Raw genomic sequence first — 16483 nt, forward strand, 5'->3', positions numbered from 1 at the left:
TAGGTTCGACGGCGTGGACGCCAACCTAGCCACGGAGGGCGCCGGGGGCGCGCGGGAGACCACCCGGCGGCTGGTCGGCCTGCCCGCGGTCGAGCTCGCCGCCCGGGTGCGCAGAGGCGACGTCAGCGCGGTCGAGGTGGTCCGCGCGCACCTGGCGCACATCGCCGCCGTCGAGGCCCGCGTCGGCGCCTACCGGGTGCTGCGCACCGAGGCCGCGCTGGCCGAGGCGGCCGAGGTCGACGCCCGGCCCGACCGCGCCCGGCTGCCGCTGGCCGGGGTGCCGGTCGCGGTCAAGGACAACGTCGAGGTCACCGGCGAGGTGGCCACCGACGGCACCGCCCGCACCGGCCCGCCCGCCACCGCCGACCACCCGGTGGTGGCCCGGCTGCGTGCCGCGGGCGCCGTCGTGGTCGGCATCACCCGGGTGCCCGAGCTGTGCGTCTTCGCCACCACCGACGGCCCCGGCACGGTCAGCCGCAACCCCTGGGACACCGCGCTCTCCCCGGCCGGCTCCTCGGGCGGCAGCGCGGCTGCGGTGGCCTCCGGCGGCGTCCCGCTGGCCCAGGGCAACGACGGCCTGGGCTCGCTGCGGCTGCCCGCGGCCGCCTGCGGCCTGGTCACCCTCAAGCCCGGCCGCGGCGTCGTCCCCGCGCTGCTGGGTGCCGACTCGTGGTCGGGCATGGCCGAGAACGGGGCGCTGGCCACCACCGTCGCCGACCTGGCCCTGGCGCACGCGGTGCTGGCCGACGGCGCGGCCACCGAGCCGGCCGACGACGACGGCGCCGCGCTCACCGTCGCGCTGTCCACGGCCACCCCGGTGCCCGGTGCGCGGCTGGACGCCGAGGGCCGGGCCGCGCTGGAGGCGGTCGCCGCCCGGCTGACCGCGATGGGCCACACCGTGGTGCGCCGCGACCCGCCGGTGCCGCTGTCGGCCGGGCTGGCCGTGGTCGCCCGGTGGTTCGCCGGTGCCGCCGCCGACGCCGAGCACCTGGGCCTCGACCCCCGCGCGCTGCAGCCCCGCACCCGCGCGCACGCCCGGCTGGGCCGGTGGGCGCGGCGGGCGGGGCTGGTGCGCCCGGCCGGCGCCGAGCGGTTCCGGGCGCAGGTGGCCCGCTGGTTCGCCGGCTCCGCGGCCACCGCCGACCCCGGCGTCGACGTGCTGCTCACCCCCGTCGTCACCGGCCCGCCGCTGGCCGCCCGGCCCTGGCACGAGCGCGGCTGGCTGGCCAACGTGACCGCCAACGCGCGGTGGGCGCCGTGGGTGTCGGCGTGGAACCTCGCGGGGCTCCCGGCGCTCGTGCTGCCCGCCGGGATGCGTTCCACGGGCACCCCGCTGGCGGTCCAGCTGGTCGGCCCCCCGGGGGCCGAGACGCGACTACTCTGGCTGGCTGCGGAGCTGGAACGCCACGGACCCTGGCGTCGGCACGCCCCCGTCTTCGACCCCGCCGCCGGCGGCTGAGCCCGCCCTTCGCGGAGCTCCGCCCCGCGGCACCCCCGCACGCCCTCCCACGACCACCCTCGTGACCACACAGACAGGGACCCACATGGACCGGCTCGTCGTCCGCGGCGCCCGCGAGCACAACCTCAAGGACGTCCACCTCGACCTGCCCCGCGACGCGATGATCGTGTTCACGGGGCTCTCCGGGTCGGGCAAGTCCAGCCTGGCCTTCGACACGATCTTCGCCGAGGGGCAGCGCCGCTACGTCGAGTCCCTGTCGGCCTACGCCCGCCAGTTCCTGGGCCAGATGGACAAGCCCGACGTCGACTTCATCGAGGGCCTCTCGCCGGCGGTCTCGATCGACCAGAAGTCGACCAACCGCAACCCGCGCTCCACGGTCGGCACGATCACCGAGGTCTACGACTACCTCCGGCTGCTCTACGCCCGCGCCGGCCAGCCGCACTGCCCCAACTGCGGCAAGCCGATCGCCCTGCAGACCCCGCAGCAGATCGTCGACCAGGTGCTGGAGATGCCCGAGGGCACCCGGTTCCAGGTGCTGGCGCCGGTCGTGCGGGCCCGCAAGGGCGAGTACGTCGACCTGTTCTCCTCGCTGCAGACCCAGGGCTTCTCCCGCGTCCGGGTCGACGGCACGGTGCACCCGCTGACCGAGCCGCCCAAGCTCAAGAAGCAGGAGAAGCACACCATCGAGGTGATCGTCGACCGGCTGACGGTCAAGGACAGCGCCAAGCGGCGGCTCACCGACTCGGTGGAGACCGCGCTGGGTCTGGCCGGCGGCCTCGTGGTGCTCGACTTCGTCGACCGCGAGGAGGACGACCCCGAGCGCGAGCGCACCTTCTCCGAGCACCTGGCCTGCATCGACGACGGCCTGAGCTTCGAGGCCCTGGAGCCCCGCTCGTTCTCGTTCAACTCGCCGTTCGGCGCGTGCCCGGAGTGCACCGGCATCGGTACCCGCAAGGAGGTCGACCCCGAGCTGGTCGTCCCCGACCCGGAGAAGAGCCTGGCCGAGGGCGCCATCGCGCCGTGGGCTGGCTCGATGAGCAACGAGTACTTCATCCGGCTGCTCGGCGGGCTCGCCGACCAGATGGGGTTCTCCATGAAGGACCCCTGGGAACGGCTGCCGGCCAAGGTGCAGAAGGCCGTGCTGCACGGCTCGCCCGACCAGGTGCACGTCCGCTACAAGAACCGCTACGGCCGCGAGCGCAGCTACTACGCCGCCTTCGAGGGCGTGCTGCCGTTCCTGGAGCGCCGGCACGAGGACACCGACTCGGACTTCATGCGGGACAAGTACGAGGGCTACATGCGCGACGTCCCGTGCCCGGTGTGCCACGGCACCCGGCTCAAGCCCGAGATCCTCGCCGTCAAGCTCGACGGCCGCTCCATCGCCGAGGTCACCGGGCTGTCCATCGGCGACGCCTCCGAGTGGCTGGGTGCCCTGACCCTGGGCGAGCGCGAGCGGGCCATCGCCGACCGGGTGCTGAAGGAGATCCAGGCCCGGCTGTCCTTCCTGGTCGACGTCGGCCTGGACTACCTCTCCCTCGACCGGCCGGCCGCCACCCTGGCCGGCGGCGAGGCCCAGCGCATCCGGCTGGCCACCCAGATCGGTTCCGGGCTGGTCGGCGTCCTCTACGTGCTCGACGAGCCCTCGATCGGGCTGCACCAGCGCGACAACATCCGGCTGATCGAGACGCTGGTCCGGCTGCGCGACATGGGCAACACGCTCATCGTCGTCGAGCACGACGAGGACACCATCAAGCAGGCCGACTGGATCGTCGACATCGGCCCGGGCGCCGGCGAGCACGGCGGCGAGGTCGTGGTCAGCGGCACGCTGCCCGAGCTGCTGGCCAGCGAGCGGTCGCTGACCGGGGCCTACCTGTCCGGCCGGGCCGAGATCGCGATCCCCGAGGTGCGGCGGGTGCCCACCCCGGGCCGCGAGCTGGTGGTCAAGGGCGCCCGCGAGCACAACCTGCGCGGGGTCGACGTCACGTTCCCGCTGGGCATGCTGGTCGCCGTCACCGGCGTGTCCGGGTCGGGCAAGTCCAGCCTGGTCAACGACATCCTCTACACGGTGCTGGCCAACCAGCTCAACCGTGCCCGGATGGTCCCCGGCCGGCACCGCACGGTCACCGGCCTGGAGCACCTGGACAAGGTGGTCGGGGTCGACCAGTCGCCGATCGGGCGCACCCCGCGGTCCAACCCGGCCACCTACACCGGCGTCTGGGACCACGTGCGCAAGCTGTTCGCCTCCACCGAGGAGGCCAAGATCCGCGGCTACCAGCCCGGTCGGTTCAGCTTCAACGTCAAGGGCGGCCGCTGCGAGGCGTGCTCCGGCGACGGAACGCTGAAGATCGAGATGAACTTCCTGCCCGACGTCTACGTGCCCTGCGAGGTGTGCAAGGGCGCCCGGTTCAACCGGGAGACCCTCGAGGTGCACTACAAGGGCAAGACCGTCGCCCAGGTGCTGGACATGCCGATCGAGGAGGCCGCGGACTTCTTCGCCGCCATCCCGGCCATCGCCCGGTACCTGCGCACGCTCACCGAGGTGGGGCTGGGCTACGTCCGGCTCGGCCAGCCGGCCACCACGCTGTCCGGCGGCGAGGCCCAGCGGGTGAAGCTGGCCAGCGAGCTGCAGAAGCGGTCCAACGGCCGCACCGTGTACGTCCTCGACGAGCCCACCACCGGGCTGCACTTCGAGGACATCCGCAAGCTGCTGCTGGTCATCCAGGGCCTGGTCGACAAGGGCAACTCGGTCATCGTCATCGAGCACAACCTGGACGTCATCAAGAGCGCCGACTGGCTCATCGACATGGGCCCGGAGGGCGGCTTCCGCGGCGGCACCGTCGTCGGCCAGGGCGCGCCGGAGGTCATCGCCGGGATCCCGGAGAGCCACACCGGCCGCTTCCTCGCCGACATCCTCGACCCGGAGCGGATCGCGGCGGCCGCGGCACCGCCGAAGCGGGCGTCCCGGCGCAAGGCGGGGTGACCCGTGCCCGACCCGTCCACCTACCGGCCGGCGGTCGGCAGCATCCCGGAGTCGCCGGGGGTCTACAAGTTCCGTGACCCCGGCGGCCGGGTGATCTACGTCGGCAAGGCCAAGAGCCTGCGGCAGCGGCTGAACAGCTACTTCGCCGACATCGCCGGGCTGCACCCCCGCACCCGGCAGATGGTCACCACCGCCGGGTCGGTGGAGTGGACCGTGGTCGGCACCGAGGTCGAGGCCCTCCAGCTCGAGTACAACTGGATCAAGGAGTTCGACCCGCGGTTCAACGTCCGCTACCGGGACGACAAGAGCTACCCGTCGCTCGCGGTGACCCTCAACGAGGAGTTCCCGCGGCTGCAGGTCATGCGCGGTCCCAAGCGCAAGGGCGTGCGGTACTTCGGGCCCTACGCCCACGCGTGGGCGATCCGGGAGACGCTGGACACCCTCACCCGGGTGTTCCCGGCCCGCACCTGCTCCACCGGGGTGTTCAAGCGGCACGGCCAGATCGGCCGGCCCTGCCTGCTGGGCTACATCGGCAAGTGCTCGGCCCCATGCGTCGGCAAGGTCTCCGCCGAGGAGCACCGCGACATCGTCGACGACTTCTGCGACTTCATGGGCGGCCGCACCGAGCAGATCATCCGCCGGCTGGAGCGGGAGATGGCCCGCGCGGCCGAGGACATGGAGTACGAGCGCGCCGCCCGGCTGCGCGACGACCTCGGTGCGCTGCGCCGGGCGCTGGAGAAGCAGGCGGTCGTGCTCGGCGACGGCACCGACGCCGACGTCGTCGCCTTCGCCCAGGACGAGCTCGAGGCCGCGGTGCAGGTCTTCCACGTCCGCGGCGGCCGGGTCCGCGGGCAGCGTGGCTGGATCATCGACAAGGTCGAGGAGGTCACCACCGGCCAGCTCGTCGAGCAGTTCCTGCTGCAGGTCTACGGCGGCGGCGAGACCGGCGACGCCAGCGCCGACGCCGTGCCGCGCGAGGTGCTGGTGCCCGAGCTGCCCGCCGAGTCCGAGGTCTACGCCGAGCTGCTCACCGAGCTGCGCGGGTCGAAGGTGTCGCTGCGGGTGCCCCAGCGCGGGGACAAGCGGTCGCTGATGGAGACCGTCGAGCGCAACGCCCAGGAGGCCTTCGCCCGGCACCGGGTCAAGCGCGCCGGCGACCTGACCGCCCGCTCGCTGGCGCTGTCGGAGCTGCAGGAGGCCCTCGACCTGCCCGACGCCCCGCTGCGCATCGAGTGCATGGACGTCAGCCACGTGCAGGGCACCAACGTGGTGGCCAGCATGGTCGTCTTCGAGGACGGCCTGGCCAAGAAGAGCGACTACCGCCGCTTCCAGGTCGCCCAGGGCACCGACGACACCGCGGCGATGGCCGAGGTCGTGCGGCGCCGGTTCGCCCGGCACCTCAAGGAGGAGGAGGACCGCAAGGACGAGCAGGGCGTCGCCGCCGAGGAGGGCCGGCCGCGCCGGTTCGCCTACCCGCCCAACCTGCTCGTCGTCGACGGCGGCCAGCCGCAGGTCGCCGCCGCGGCCCGCTCGCTCGCCGAGCTCGGCGTGCACGACGTCGCCGTCTGCGGGCTGGCCAAGCGGATGGAGGAGGTGTGGCTGCCGCACGACCCCGACCCGGTCATCCTGCCGCGCACCTCCGAGGCGCTGTACCTGCTGCAGCGGGTCCGCGACGAGGCGCACCGGTTCGCGATCACCTACCACCGGCAGAAGCGCTCGGCCGGGATGCTGGTCTCCCTGCTCGACGACGTCCCCGGGCTGGGCGACACCCGCCGCAAGGCGCTGATGAAGGAGTTCGGGTCGCTCAAGCGGCTGCGGGCGGCCACGGTCGAGGAGCTGACCCGGGTGCCGGGCATCGGCCGGCGCACCGCCGAGGCCGTGCTGGCGGCGGTGGCCGAGCCACCCACGGCCGACGCCGACGTCGCGGCGGGCGATGATGGCAGCTCGACCCCGCTGACCACCGGAGCCGCCTCGTGACCGACCTGCCCGGGCCCGCGCCGCAGGCCGACCCCGCCGAGCCCCTGGACCCCGGCCCCCTCGAGGTCGTCGTGGTCACCGGCCTGTCCGGCGCCGGCAAGAACAGCGCCGGCCGGGTGCTGGAGGACCTCGGCTTCTTCGTCGTCGACAACCTGCCGCCGGCGCTGCTGGCCCCGATGGTCGAGCTGGGCTCGCGGGGTGACGTCCGCCGGTTCGCCGCCGTCGTCGACGTGCGCAGCCGGGCCTTCTCCAGCGACCTGGCCGAGTCGATCCGGTCGCTGTCGGACGCCGGCCACCGGCCGCGGGTGGTGTACGTGCACGCCCGCGACGAGGTGCTGGTGCGGCGCTACGAGTCCAACCGCCGGGAGCACCCGCTGCAGGGCTCGGGCCGGCTCTCCGACGGCATCGCCGCCGAGCGCGCGCTGCTGACCGGCATCGCCGGGGACGCCGACCTGTGGGTGGACACCTCCGACCTCAACGTGCACCAGCTGCGGGCGACGCTGGAGGCGGCGTTCCTGCGCGAGGGGGCGGTGCCCGAGCTGACCGCCACGGTGCTCAGCTTCGGGTTCAAGTACGGCCTCCCGCTGGACGCCGACCTGGTGGTCGACGCCCGGTTCCTGCCCAACCCGCACTGGGTGCCCGAGCTGCGCCCGCTGACCGGCCGCGACGCCCCGGTGCGCGACCACGTGCTCGGCGCCGCCGACGCGGCGGAGTTCCTGGACCGCTACCAGGACGTGCTGCGGCTGCTGGTCCCCGGCTACCGGCGGGAGGGCAAGAAGTACCTGACCCTGGCGGTGGGCTGCACCGGCGGCAAGCACCGCTCGGTGGCCATCGCCGAGGAGTTCGCCCGGCGGCTGAGCGCCGACGGGGTCACCGCCGCCGCTCGCCACCGCGACCTGGGCCGCGAGTGACCGACGGGGCGGGCACCGCGTCCGGGCCCGCGGTGGTCGCGCTGGGCGGCGGGCACGGGCTCGCCGCGTCGCTGGCCGCCTGGCGTCCGGTGGCCGGGGAGCTCACCGCGGTGGTCACCGTCGCCGACGACGGCGGCTCCTCGGGCCGGATCCGGCGCGAGATGCCGGTCCTCCCGCCCGGCGACCTGCGGATGGCGCTGGCCGCGCTCGCCGGCGACGACCCGCGCACGCAGGAGTTCGCGACCCTGCTGCAGCACCGGCTGGGCGGGAACGGGGTGCTGGCCGGCCACCCGGTGGGCAACCTGGTCCTCACCGGGCTGACCGAGGTGCACGACGGGGACGCCGTGCGGGCCCTGGACACCCTGTGCGCGATGCTCGGCGCCCACGGGCGGGTGCTGCCCATGGCCGACGTCCCGCTCGACCTGGTGGCCATCGTCGACACCGTCGACCCCGACGACCCGCAGCGGTCCCGGCACATCCGCGGGCAGGTGGCCATCGCGACCAGTCCCGACCGGGTGCGCTCGATCCGGGTCACCCCGGCCGACCCCCCGGTGCATCCCGACGTGCTGGCCGCCATCGCCCGGGCCGACGTCGTCTCGCTGGGCCCGGGGTCCTGGTACACCTCCGTGCTGCCGCACCTGCTGGTGCCGCGGCTGCGGGCGGCGCTGGCGGAGACCCGGGCGCACGTGGTCGTCGTGCTCAACCTCGAGCCCCAGGCCGGCGAGACCGACGGGTTCTCCCCGGAGGAGCACCTGCGGGTCCTGGTGGACCACCTGCAGGGCGTGCCGTTGCACACCGTGGTCGCGGATGCGGGAGCGGTTGTTGACCGGCGTGGTCTGCTGTCAGCTGTGCGGGCGTGCGGGGCGGAACTGGTGCTTGCGCCGGTGGCCGCCCGCGACGGCGCCCCGCACCACGAGCCGGAGCTGCTCCGGGGTGCGCTCGCGCAGGTCGTGCAGCGGCTGCCGGCGGCGGGGCGGACGTGAGGTCGGCCGCGAGGTCGACGTGGCCGCACGCTTCCGGCGTGCGGCAGTATCGGGGGACGACGGTCGCGGGAGCGGTTCCGGCGCGCCGCTGGCGCCCGGTCGCCGGGGGCCCGGCCGAGGGGGAGAGGGACAGCGCATGGCGATGACGGCGATGGTCAAGGACGAGCTCTCCCGGGTGGAGTGCACCCGGACCTCCGAGCGCAAGGCCGAGGTCACGGCGCTCCTGCGCTTCTCCGGCGGCCTGCACATCGTGGGCGGCCGGGTGGTCATCGAGGCCGAGCTCGACACCGGGTCGGTGGCCCGCCGGCTGCGCCGCGACATCAGCGAGGTCTACGGCTACACCAGCGGCGTCAGCGTGCTGGCCGGCGGCAACATCCGCCGCGGGGTGCGCTACCTGGTCCGCATCGCCAAGCACGGCGAGGGCCTGGCCCGCCAGACCGGCCTGGTCGACCAGCGCGGCCGCCCGGTGCGCGGCCTGCCGCCGGCCGTGGTCTCCGGCGGGCTCAACGACGCCGAGGCCGCGTGGCGGGGTGCCTTCCTCGCCCACGGCTCGCTCACCGAGCCCGGCCGCTCCTCCTCCCTGGAGGTGACCTGCCCCGGCCCGGAGGCCGCGATGGCGCTGGTCGGCGCCGCCCGCCGGCTGGGCATCGCCGCGAAGGCCCGCGAGGTCCGCGGCGCCGACCGGGTCGTGGTGCGCGACGGCGACGCGATCAGCGCGCTGCTCACCCGGATGGGCGCCCACGAGGCGGTCCTCACCTGGGAGGAGCGGCGGATGCGCCGCGAGGTCCGGGCCACCGCCAACCGGCTGGCCAACTTCGACGACGCCAACCTGCGCCGCTCGGCCCGCGCGGCGGTCGCGGCCAGCGCCCGCGTCGAGCGCGCGCTGGAGATCCTGGGCGACGACGCCCCCGAGCACCTGCTGGTCGCCGGCCGGCTGCGGCTGGAGCACGGCCAGGCATCCCTGGAGGAGCTCGGCCAGCGGGCCGACCCGCCGATGACCAAGGACGCCGTCGCCGGCCGCATCCGCCGGCTGCTGGCGATGGCCGACAAGCGGGCCAAGGACCTCGGCATCCCCGACACCGAGTCCGTCGTCACCGACGACATGATCGGGCCCTAGCAGGCCCGCGCCCGCGTGGCCGACCTCACCCGGCCGGGGCGGGGCGTGACCCGTCCGCTCAGGTCCGGGCCCGCGAACGCCGACGAGGAGGGGTGAGGACCGCGCCGGAGGACGGCCGCGGCTGGAGCACGGGGGAGGCGCGGTGGGGACGCTCTGGGTGCTCGCCTTCGGGCTCGCACCGCTGCTGACCGCCGGCGTCGGCCTCGCCGCCTGGCGGCACCGGCGGGACAACCCCGGCGCCCGCGCCCTGGCGCTCACCCTCGCCGGCATCAGCGGCTGGTCGCTGGCCTGCGCCTGGGTCCTCGCGCCGCTGGCACCCGGCCTGCGGGCCGCCGCCTACCCGGCCGTCTTCCTCTCCGTCGGCGCGACCGTCGCCGGGTTCTGGGGGCTGTCCCGGCTGGTGGCCGACCCGCGCTGGCGGATGACCCGCCGCACCGGGGTGCTGCTCGGGGTCGAGCCGGTCGCCCTCGCCGTCCTCTCCGTCCTGCCCGCCACCACCGACCTGGTCTTCGGCCGCACCGACCTGACCGCGCCCACCGGTGCCGTGATGCTGGTCGGCGGCCCGCTGTTCGCCGCGCACAGCCTCTACAGCTACGCCTTCATCGCCGCGTCCCTGCTCCGCCTGGTGCGGGTCGCCCGCGCCGGCGCCCCGCTGGCCCGGCGGCAGGCCGTGGTGCTGCTGGTCTCCGCGGTGCCGCCGACGATCGGCAACGTCGTGATGACGACGTCCATGCGCGGGGACGGCGTGGTCGACCTGACCCCGCTGTTCTTCATCGCCACCGGGCTGATCGCGGGGTGGGCGGTGCTGCGGGCCGGCCTGCTCGAGGTGGTCCCGGTGGCCCGCGACCTCGTGGTGGAGACGATGACCGACGGGGTGCTGGTCAGCGACCGCGCCGGCCGGCTGGTCGACCTCAACCCCGCCGCGCGGCGCCTGCTGCAGCTGGTCCGCCCCGACGACGTCGCCGACCCGGTGGGGGAGCGGTTCGCCGCCCTGGTCGGCCCGACGCTGCTCGGGGCCGTGCTGCCCGACGGCCCGGCCGCGGACGGCACCTTCGCCTCCGGCCACGCCGTCGTGCAGGTCTCCGCCGACGTGTGGCTGGACGTGCAGACCGTGCCGGTCGGCGGCCGCGGCCACCGCGGCGGCCGGCTCACCGTCGTCCGCGACGTCAGCACCGAGCAGCGCCGGGAGGCCGACCTGCGCCGGCTCAACGCCGAGCTCGCCGAGCACGTGGCCACCGTCGAGCGGCTGCGCGCCGCGCTCGCCGAGGAGGCGGTCCGCGACCCGCTCACCGGCCTGCACAACCGCCGTCACCTCGACCGCGAGCTCGACGCCGCGGTCGCCGCCGGCGGGACCGACCCGGTCGCCGTCGTCGCCGTGGACGTCGACCACTTCAAGTCCGTCAACGACCGGTGGGGCCACGCCGCCGGCGACGCCGTGCTGTGCTCGGTCGCCGACGAGCTGCGCGCCGCGGCCCGCGCCGAGGACGTCGTCGCCCGGGTCGGCGGCGAGGAGTTCGTGCTGGTGCTGGCCGGTGCCGACGCCGGTGCCGCCGCCGCCCGCGCCGAGGAGCTGCGGGCCCGGTGCGCGGCGCTGGTGCACGCCGTCCCCGGTGGCTCGACCGCGCTCACCGTGAGCATCGGGGTGGCCGTGGCCGGTCTGCCCGGCGACGCCGGCCCCGAGGTGCTGGCCCGGGCGGACGCCGCGCTGTACGCGGCCAAGGCGGCCGGGCGGGACCGGGTCGTCCTGGCGGCACCCGGTGCCACCCCCGCAGACGTCACGGACGTCTTCTCGCCGTCCTGACCTGCGACGACGGTCCCGTCCTGCAGCCTCCACCCCGACGGCTAGGGTTCTCGGCGAGGCGGTGTCGCGCACAGCTGCGCGACCCCCCGCGCCAGCAGCACGGCACCCCGCAGAGCACCCACAGAGCACGCACAAGGCACCCACGGAGGTCCCAGTGACGGTACGCGTCGGCATCAACGGCTTCGGTCGCATCGGCCGCAACTTCTACCGGGCGGTCGCCGCCAGCGGCCAGGACATCGAGATCGTCGCCGTCAACGACCTGACGAGCAACGACGTCCTCGCCCACCTGCTCAAGTACGACTCGGTCCTCGGCAAGTTCCCCGAGGAGGTCACCTCCTCCGGTGACGGCATCACCGTCGGCGGCACGACCATCACCGCCCTCGCCGAGCGCGACCCGGCCAACCTGCCCTGGGGCGACCTGGGCGTCGACGTGGTCATCGAGTCCACCGGCTTCTTCACCAAGGCCGCCGACGCCCGCAAGCACGTCGAGGCCGGCGCCAAGAAGGTCATCATCTCCGCGCCCGCGACCGACGACGACATCACCATCGTCATGGGCGCCAACCACGAGCTCTACGACGGCTCGCAGACCATCATCAGCAACGCCTCGTGCACCACCAACTGCCTGGCCCCGCTGGCCAAGGTGCTCAACGACTCGTTCGGCATCGAGCGCGGCCTGATGACCACCATCCACGCCTACACCGCCGACCAGAACCTGCAGGACGGCCCGCACAAGGACCTGCGCCGCGCCCGCGCCGCCGCGCTGAACATCGTCCCCACCTCCACCGGAGCGGCCAAGGCCATCGGCCTGGTCCTGCCGGAGCTCAAGGGCAAGCTCGACGGCTACGCGCTGCGCGTCCCGGTCCCGACCGGCTCGGCCACCGACCTGACCGTCACGCTGTCCCGCGAGGTCACCGTCGAGGAGGTCAACGCCGCCTACAAGGCCGCCGCCGAGGGCCCGCTGGCGCCCTACCTGGTCTACACCGACGCGCCGATCGTCTCCTCCGACATCGTCACCGACCCGGCCTCGTGCATCTACGACTCGGGCCTGACCAAGGTCTTCGGCGACCAGGTCAAGGTCGTGGGCTGGTACGACAACGAGTGGGGCTACTCCAACCGCCTCGTCGACCTGACCTCGCTCGTCGGCTCGAAGCTCTGAGCATGCGCACCGTCGACGAGCTGATCGCCGAGGGGGTGTCGGGGAAGCGCGTGCTGCTGCGCGCCGACCTCAACGTCCCCCTCGACGACTCCACCGGCGACCCGGTCATCACCGACGACGGCCGCATCCGGGCCAGCCTGCCCACCCTGCAGGCGCTCCGGGAGGCCGGCGCCCGGGTCGTCGTCGCGGCGCACCTGGGCCGGCCCAAGGGCGAGCCGGACCCCCGGTTCAGCCTGGCCCCGGTCGCCGCGCGGCTGTCCGAGCTGCTCGGCGCCCCGGTGCCGCTGGCCGCCGACACCGCCGGGTCCGGGGCGCAGGCCGCGGTCGAGGCCCTCGGTGACGGCGACGTCTGCCTGCTGGAGAACGTCCGCTTCGAGGCGGCCGAGACCAGCAAGGACGACGACGCCCGCGGTGCCCTGGCCGACCGGTTCGCCGCGCTGGCCGACCTGTACGTGGACGACGCCTTCGGGGCCGTGCACCGCAAGCACGCCTCGGTCTACGACGTCGCCACCCGGCTGCCGCACGCGGCCGGCCGGCTGGTCGCCACCGAGCTCGACGTGCTCACCCGGCTGACGGAGGACCCGCAGCGGCCCTACGTCGTGGTGCTGGGCGGGTCGAAGGTCAGCGACAAGCTGGCCGTCATCGAGGCCATGCTGCCCAAGGTCGACAGGCTCCTGGTCGGCGGCGGCATGTGCTTCACCTTCCTGGCCGCGCAGGGCCACGGGGTGGGCGGCTCGCTGCTCGAGCAGGACCAGGTCGAGACCTGCCGGCGGCTGCTGGCCGAGGCCGGGGACAAGATCGTGCTGCCGGTCGACGTGGTCTGCGCCGAGGCCCTGGTGGCCGACGCCCAGGTCACGGTGACCCCGGTCGACGCCATCCCCGACGGCCTCAAGGGCCTCGACGTCGGTCCGCACACCGTCGAGCTGTTCGGCCGGCACCTGGCCGACGCCCGTACGGTGTTCTGGAACGGCCCGATGGGCGTGTTCGAGCTGGCGCCGTTCACCTCCGGCACCCGGGGGGTGGCCACCGCGGTGGCCGCCGTCGACGGGCTGTCGGTCGTCGGCGGGGGCGACTCCGCCGCCGCGGTGCGCCAGCTGGGCCTGCCCGAGGACGGCTACGGCCACATCTCCACCGGCGGCGGTGCGTCCCTGGAGTTCCTCGAGGGCCGCGAGCTGCCGGGCCTGGCCGTGCTGTCGGGCGGGGCCGGCTGATGGCCCGCACGAAGTCCGCGAAGGTGTACGAGGGCCGCCGTCCGCTCATCGCGGGCAACTGGAAGATGAACCTGACCCACCTGGAGGCCATCGGGCTGGTCCAGAAGGTCGCGTTCGGCCTCAAGGAGCCCGAGCTGGAGGCGGCCGAGGTCGTCGTCGTCCCGCCGTTCACCGCGATCCGCAGCGTGCAGACGCTGGTGCAGGGCGACAAGATCGAGATCGGCTTCGGCGGCCAGGACCTGTCCACCGCCGACTCCGGCGCCTACACCGGCGAGGTCAGCGGTGCCCAGCTCAAGGCGCTGGCCTGCACCTACGTCGTCGTCGGGCACTCGGAGCGGCGGGCGATGCACGCCGAGACGGACGAGGTCGTCGCGGCCAAGGTGCGCAAGGCGCTGGAGCACGAGCTGGTGCCGATCCTGTGCGTGGGGGAGGGGCTCGAGGTGCGCAAGGCCGGCGAGCACGTCCCGTACACCACCGCGCAGGTCGACGCCGCGCTCGAGGGCCTGGACGCCGCGACCGTCGCCGGGGTCGTGGTCGCCTACGAGCCGGTGTGGGCGATCGGCACCGGCGAGGTGGCCACCCCCGAGGACGCGCAGGAGGTCTGCGGGGCGATCCGCTCCCGGCTCGCCGAGCGTTTCGGGCCGGAGACCGCCGACGTCGTCCGTATCCTCTACGGCGGTTCGGTGAAGGCCGGCAACACCGCGGGCATCCTCGCCGGACCGGACGTGGACGGGGCACTGGTGGGCGGCGCGAGCCTGGACGCCGACGAGTTCGTCTCGATCTGCCGCTCCGCAGCCGAGAGCCGCTGACCCGCAGGGGCGGCGGCCCCCCCACCTGGAGGACCGCCGCCCCCGTGAGGCCCCACCCGCGCCGAGCGCTCCCCGCCCTGCTCCTGCTGGTCGCCCTGGTGGCCGGCTGCACCGGGGGCGACCCCGCGGACACCGCGCTCCCGACCGCGTCGGGTGCCCCGGACGGCGGGGTCGACGGCCTGCGCGCCCCGTCGGAGGCCACCGGCGGCACGCTGCGCCTGGTCACCGCGCAGGTGGACAGCCTGGACCCGCAGCGCTCCTACCTGCCGGCGGTGTGGAACCTGATGCGGCTCTACACCCGCACCCTGGTGACCTACTCGTCCGAGCCGGGGAGCACCGAGCAGCTGGTGCCCGACCTCGCCACGGACCTCGGGACGACGCCGGACGGCGGCCGCACCTGGACCTTCACCCTCCGGCCCGGGGCCACCTTCGAGACCGGCCGCCCGATCACCAGCCGCGACATCAAGTACGGCATCGAGCGGTCCTTCGCCGTCGACGTGCTCCGCGGCGGGCCGAACTTCGTGCTCGACCTGCTCGACCCGGAGAGCCTCTACGCCGGCCCGTACCAGGACGAGACCCCCGACCGGCTCGGCCTCACCACGATCGCCACCCCCGACGACGCGACGATCACCTTCACGCTCTCCCGGGCCGACCCGGACTTCCCGTTCGTGCTGGCGCTGCCCTCCTCGGGCCCGGTGCCGGCGGAGGCCGACACCGGCGCGGCCTACCAGGACGACCCGGTCTCCTCGGGGCCCTACGCGATCACCTCGGTGGACCCGGTGGCCGGCATCGTGCTGGACCGCAACCCGGCCTGGACCGCCGACAGCGACCCGGTGCGCACCGCGCTGCCCGACCAGGTGGTGGTGCGCACCGGCCTGACCGGCCTCGACCGGGACCAGGCGCTGCTGGCCGGGTCCGCCGACGCCGACCTGTCCGGCACTGGTGTCCAGGACGCCACCACCGCCCGGGCGGACGCCGACGACGCCATCGCCGACCGGGTGGACGACGTCACCACCGGCGCGGTGCGGCTGCTGGCGCTGCCCACCACGGTGGCCCCGATGACGTCCCCGGACTGCCGCGCCGCCGTCGCCGCCGTCGTCGACCGGACCGGCGTGCAGGAGGCCCTCGGCGGCGCCGGTGCCGCCGTCCGCACCTCGGTGCTCTGGCCCCGCTCGCTGCCCGGCGGGCCCGAGGACCCCGACCCGGCCGCCGACCTCGACGCGGCGCGCGGGTCCCTCGCGGCGTGCGGCAGCCCCGACGGGTTCGCCACCAGGATGGCCGTCCCCGACGCCCCGGTCAGCCGGGCGGTCGCCGAGCGGCTGGTCGCGCAGTTCGCGCAGGTCGGCATCCAGGTCACCGTCGTCCCGCTGGACCCCACGACCTACTACACGACCGGCGTCGGCTCGCCCCAGGCGATCACCGACGGCGGCTACGGCATGGTGCTGGCCACCTGGACCTCCGACCTGCCCACCCCGGCGTCGTTCCTGGTGCCGCTGGTCGACGGCCGGTCCATCACGCAGGTGGCCGGCAACCACAACCTGGGCCTGCTCGCCGACCCCGCCGTCGACGCGCTGGTCGACACCGCGGTGGGCGCCGGGGACGTGGCGGCCTGGGCGGCGGTCGCCGACGCGGCGCTGGCCACCCACGCCGTGGTGCCGCTGGCGGAGAACCGGGTGCAGCTGCTGGCCGGCCAGCGGCTGCACAACGGCGTGGTGATGCTGCCCTGGACCGGCTACGACGTGGCCACCGCCGGTGTGGGTGGCGGCTGACCGACGTCCCGTAGGCTGGTCCGCTGGCTGCCCGCTGAGCTTGGAGAACCCGTGATCGAGATCGTCCTGAACGTCCTGCTGGTGCTCACCAGCCTGCTGCTGATCGTGCTGATCCTGCTGCACCGCGGCAAGGGCGGCGGGCTGTCCTCGATGTTCGGCGGCGCGGCGTCGTCCTCGCTGTCCGGGTCGTCGGTCGTGGAGAAGAACCTGAACCGGCTGACCGTCTTCACCGCCGCCGTCTGGACCGTCTGCATCGTCGCCCTGGGCATCCTCCTCAAGGTCTGACGGCCCGCGACCGGATCGCGCACAC

At 74.7% G+C, this 16483-nt stretch carries 12 protein-coding genes; all 12 read left to right on the top strand.

Annotated features, from left to right (window positions below; all coding sequences use genetic code 11):
- The first annotated feature begins 13 nt into the window (after positions 1-13).
- A complete protein-coding gene (locus BM158_RS13535) occupies positions 14-1459 on the top strand; it encodes an amidase (RefSeq protein WP_229827414.1) in 1446 nt (481 codons plus the stop codon).
- An 85-nt stretch (positions 1460-1544) separates the two neighbouring features.
- Complete coding sequence (gene uvrA, locus BM158_RS13540; protein WP_091559780.1) at positions 1545-4439, top strand: excinuclease ABC subunit UvrA; 2895 nt, start codon at positions 1545-1547, stop codon at positions 4437-4439.
- Between the two features lie 3 nt (positions 4440-4442).
- On the top strand, positions 4443-6416 hold the full coding sequence (gene uvrC / locus BM158_RS13545; RefSeq protein WP_091559784.1) for an excinuclease ABC subunit UvrC: 1974 nt from the start codon (positions 4443-4445) through the stop codon (positions 6414-6416).
- Positions 6413-7327 carry an RNase adapter RapZ gene (gene rapZ / locus BM158_RS13550; protein ID WP_091559786.1) on the top strand — a complete coding sequence of 305 codons (915 nt, stop codon included), beginning with the start codon at positions 6413-6415 and terminating at the stop codon, positions 7325-7327. Before uvrC ends, rapZ begins: the two co-directional genes overlap by 4 nt.
- Entirely contained in the window at positions 7324-8310 is a 987-nt protein-coding gene (locus BM158_RS13555; protein ID WP_091559788.1) for a gluconeogenesis factor YvcK family protein, read from the top strand. The genes rapZ and BM158_RS13555 overlap by 4 nt, the downstream gene beginning before the upstream one ends.
- A gap of 136 nt (positions 8311-8446) precedes the next feature.
- Entirely contained in the window at positions 8447-9427 is a 981-nt protein-coding gene (gene whiA / locus BM158_RS13560) for a DNA-binding protein WhiA (protein ID WP_091559791.1), read from the top strand.
- Positions 9428-9569: 142 nt separating this feature from the next.
- Entirely contained in the window at positions 9570-11228 is a 1659-nt protein-coding gene (locus BM158_RS13565; protein WP_091559794.1) for a histidine kinase N-terminal 7TM domain-containing diguanylate cyclase, read from the top strand.
- A gap of 154 nt (positions 11229-11382) precedes the next feature.
- Positions 11383-12384 (top strand): type I glyceraldehyde-3-phosphate dehydrogenase, encoded by a 1002-nt coding sequence (gene gap, locus BM158_RS13570; RefSeq protein WP_091559798.1) that lies wholly within the window; start codon positions 11383-11385, stop codon positions 12382-12384.
- Between the two features lie 2 nt (positions 12385-12386).
- Positions 12387-13595: a phosphoglycerate kinase gene (locus tag BM158_RS13575; protein WP_191328522.1), complete on the top strand. Its 1209-nt coding sequence runs from the start codon at positions 12387-12389 to the stop codon at positions 13593-13595.
- Complete coding sequence (tpiA, locus tag BM158_RS13580) at positions 13595-14404, top strand: triose-phosphate isomerase (RefSeq protein ID WP_091559802.1); 810 nt, start codon at positions 13595-13597, stop codon at positions 14402-14404. Before BM158_RS13575 ends, tpiA begins: the two co-directional genes overlap by 1 nt.
- 44 nt (positions 14405-14448) lie before the next feature.
- A complete protein-coding gene (locus BM158_RS13585; RefSeq protein ID WP_229827413.1) occupies positions 14449-16173 on the top strand; it encodes an ABC transporter substrate-binding protein in 1725 nt (574 codons plus the stop codon).
- 51 nt (positions 16174-16224) lie between these two features.
- Positions 16225-16458 carry a preprotein translocase subunit SecG gene (secG, locus tag BM158_RS13590; RefSeq protein ID WP_268247893.1) on the top strand — a complete coding sequence of 78 codons (234 nt, stop codon included), beginning with the start codon at positions 16225-16227 and terminating at the stop codon, positions 16456-16458.
- Positions 16459-16483 lie beyond the last annotated feature (25 nt).

The sequence above is a fragment of the Klenkia taihuensis genome (assembly GCF_900112525.1).
GTDB classification, from domain to species: Bacteria; Actinomycetota; Actinomycetes; order Mycobacteriales; family Geodermatophilaceae; genus Klenkia; species Klenkia taihuensis.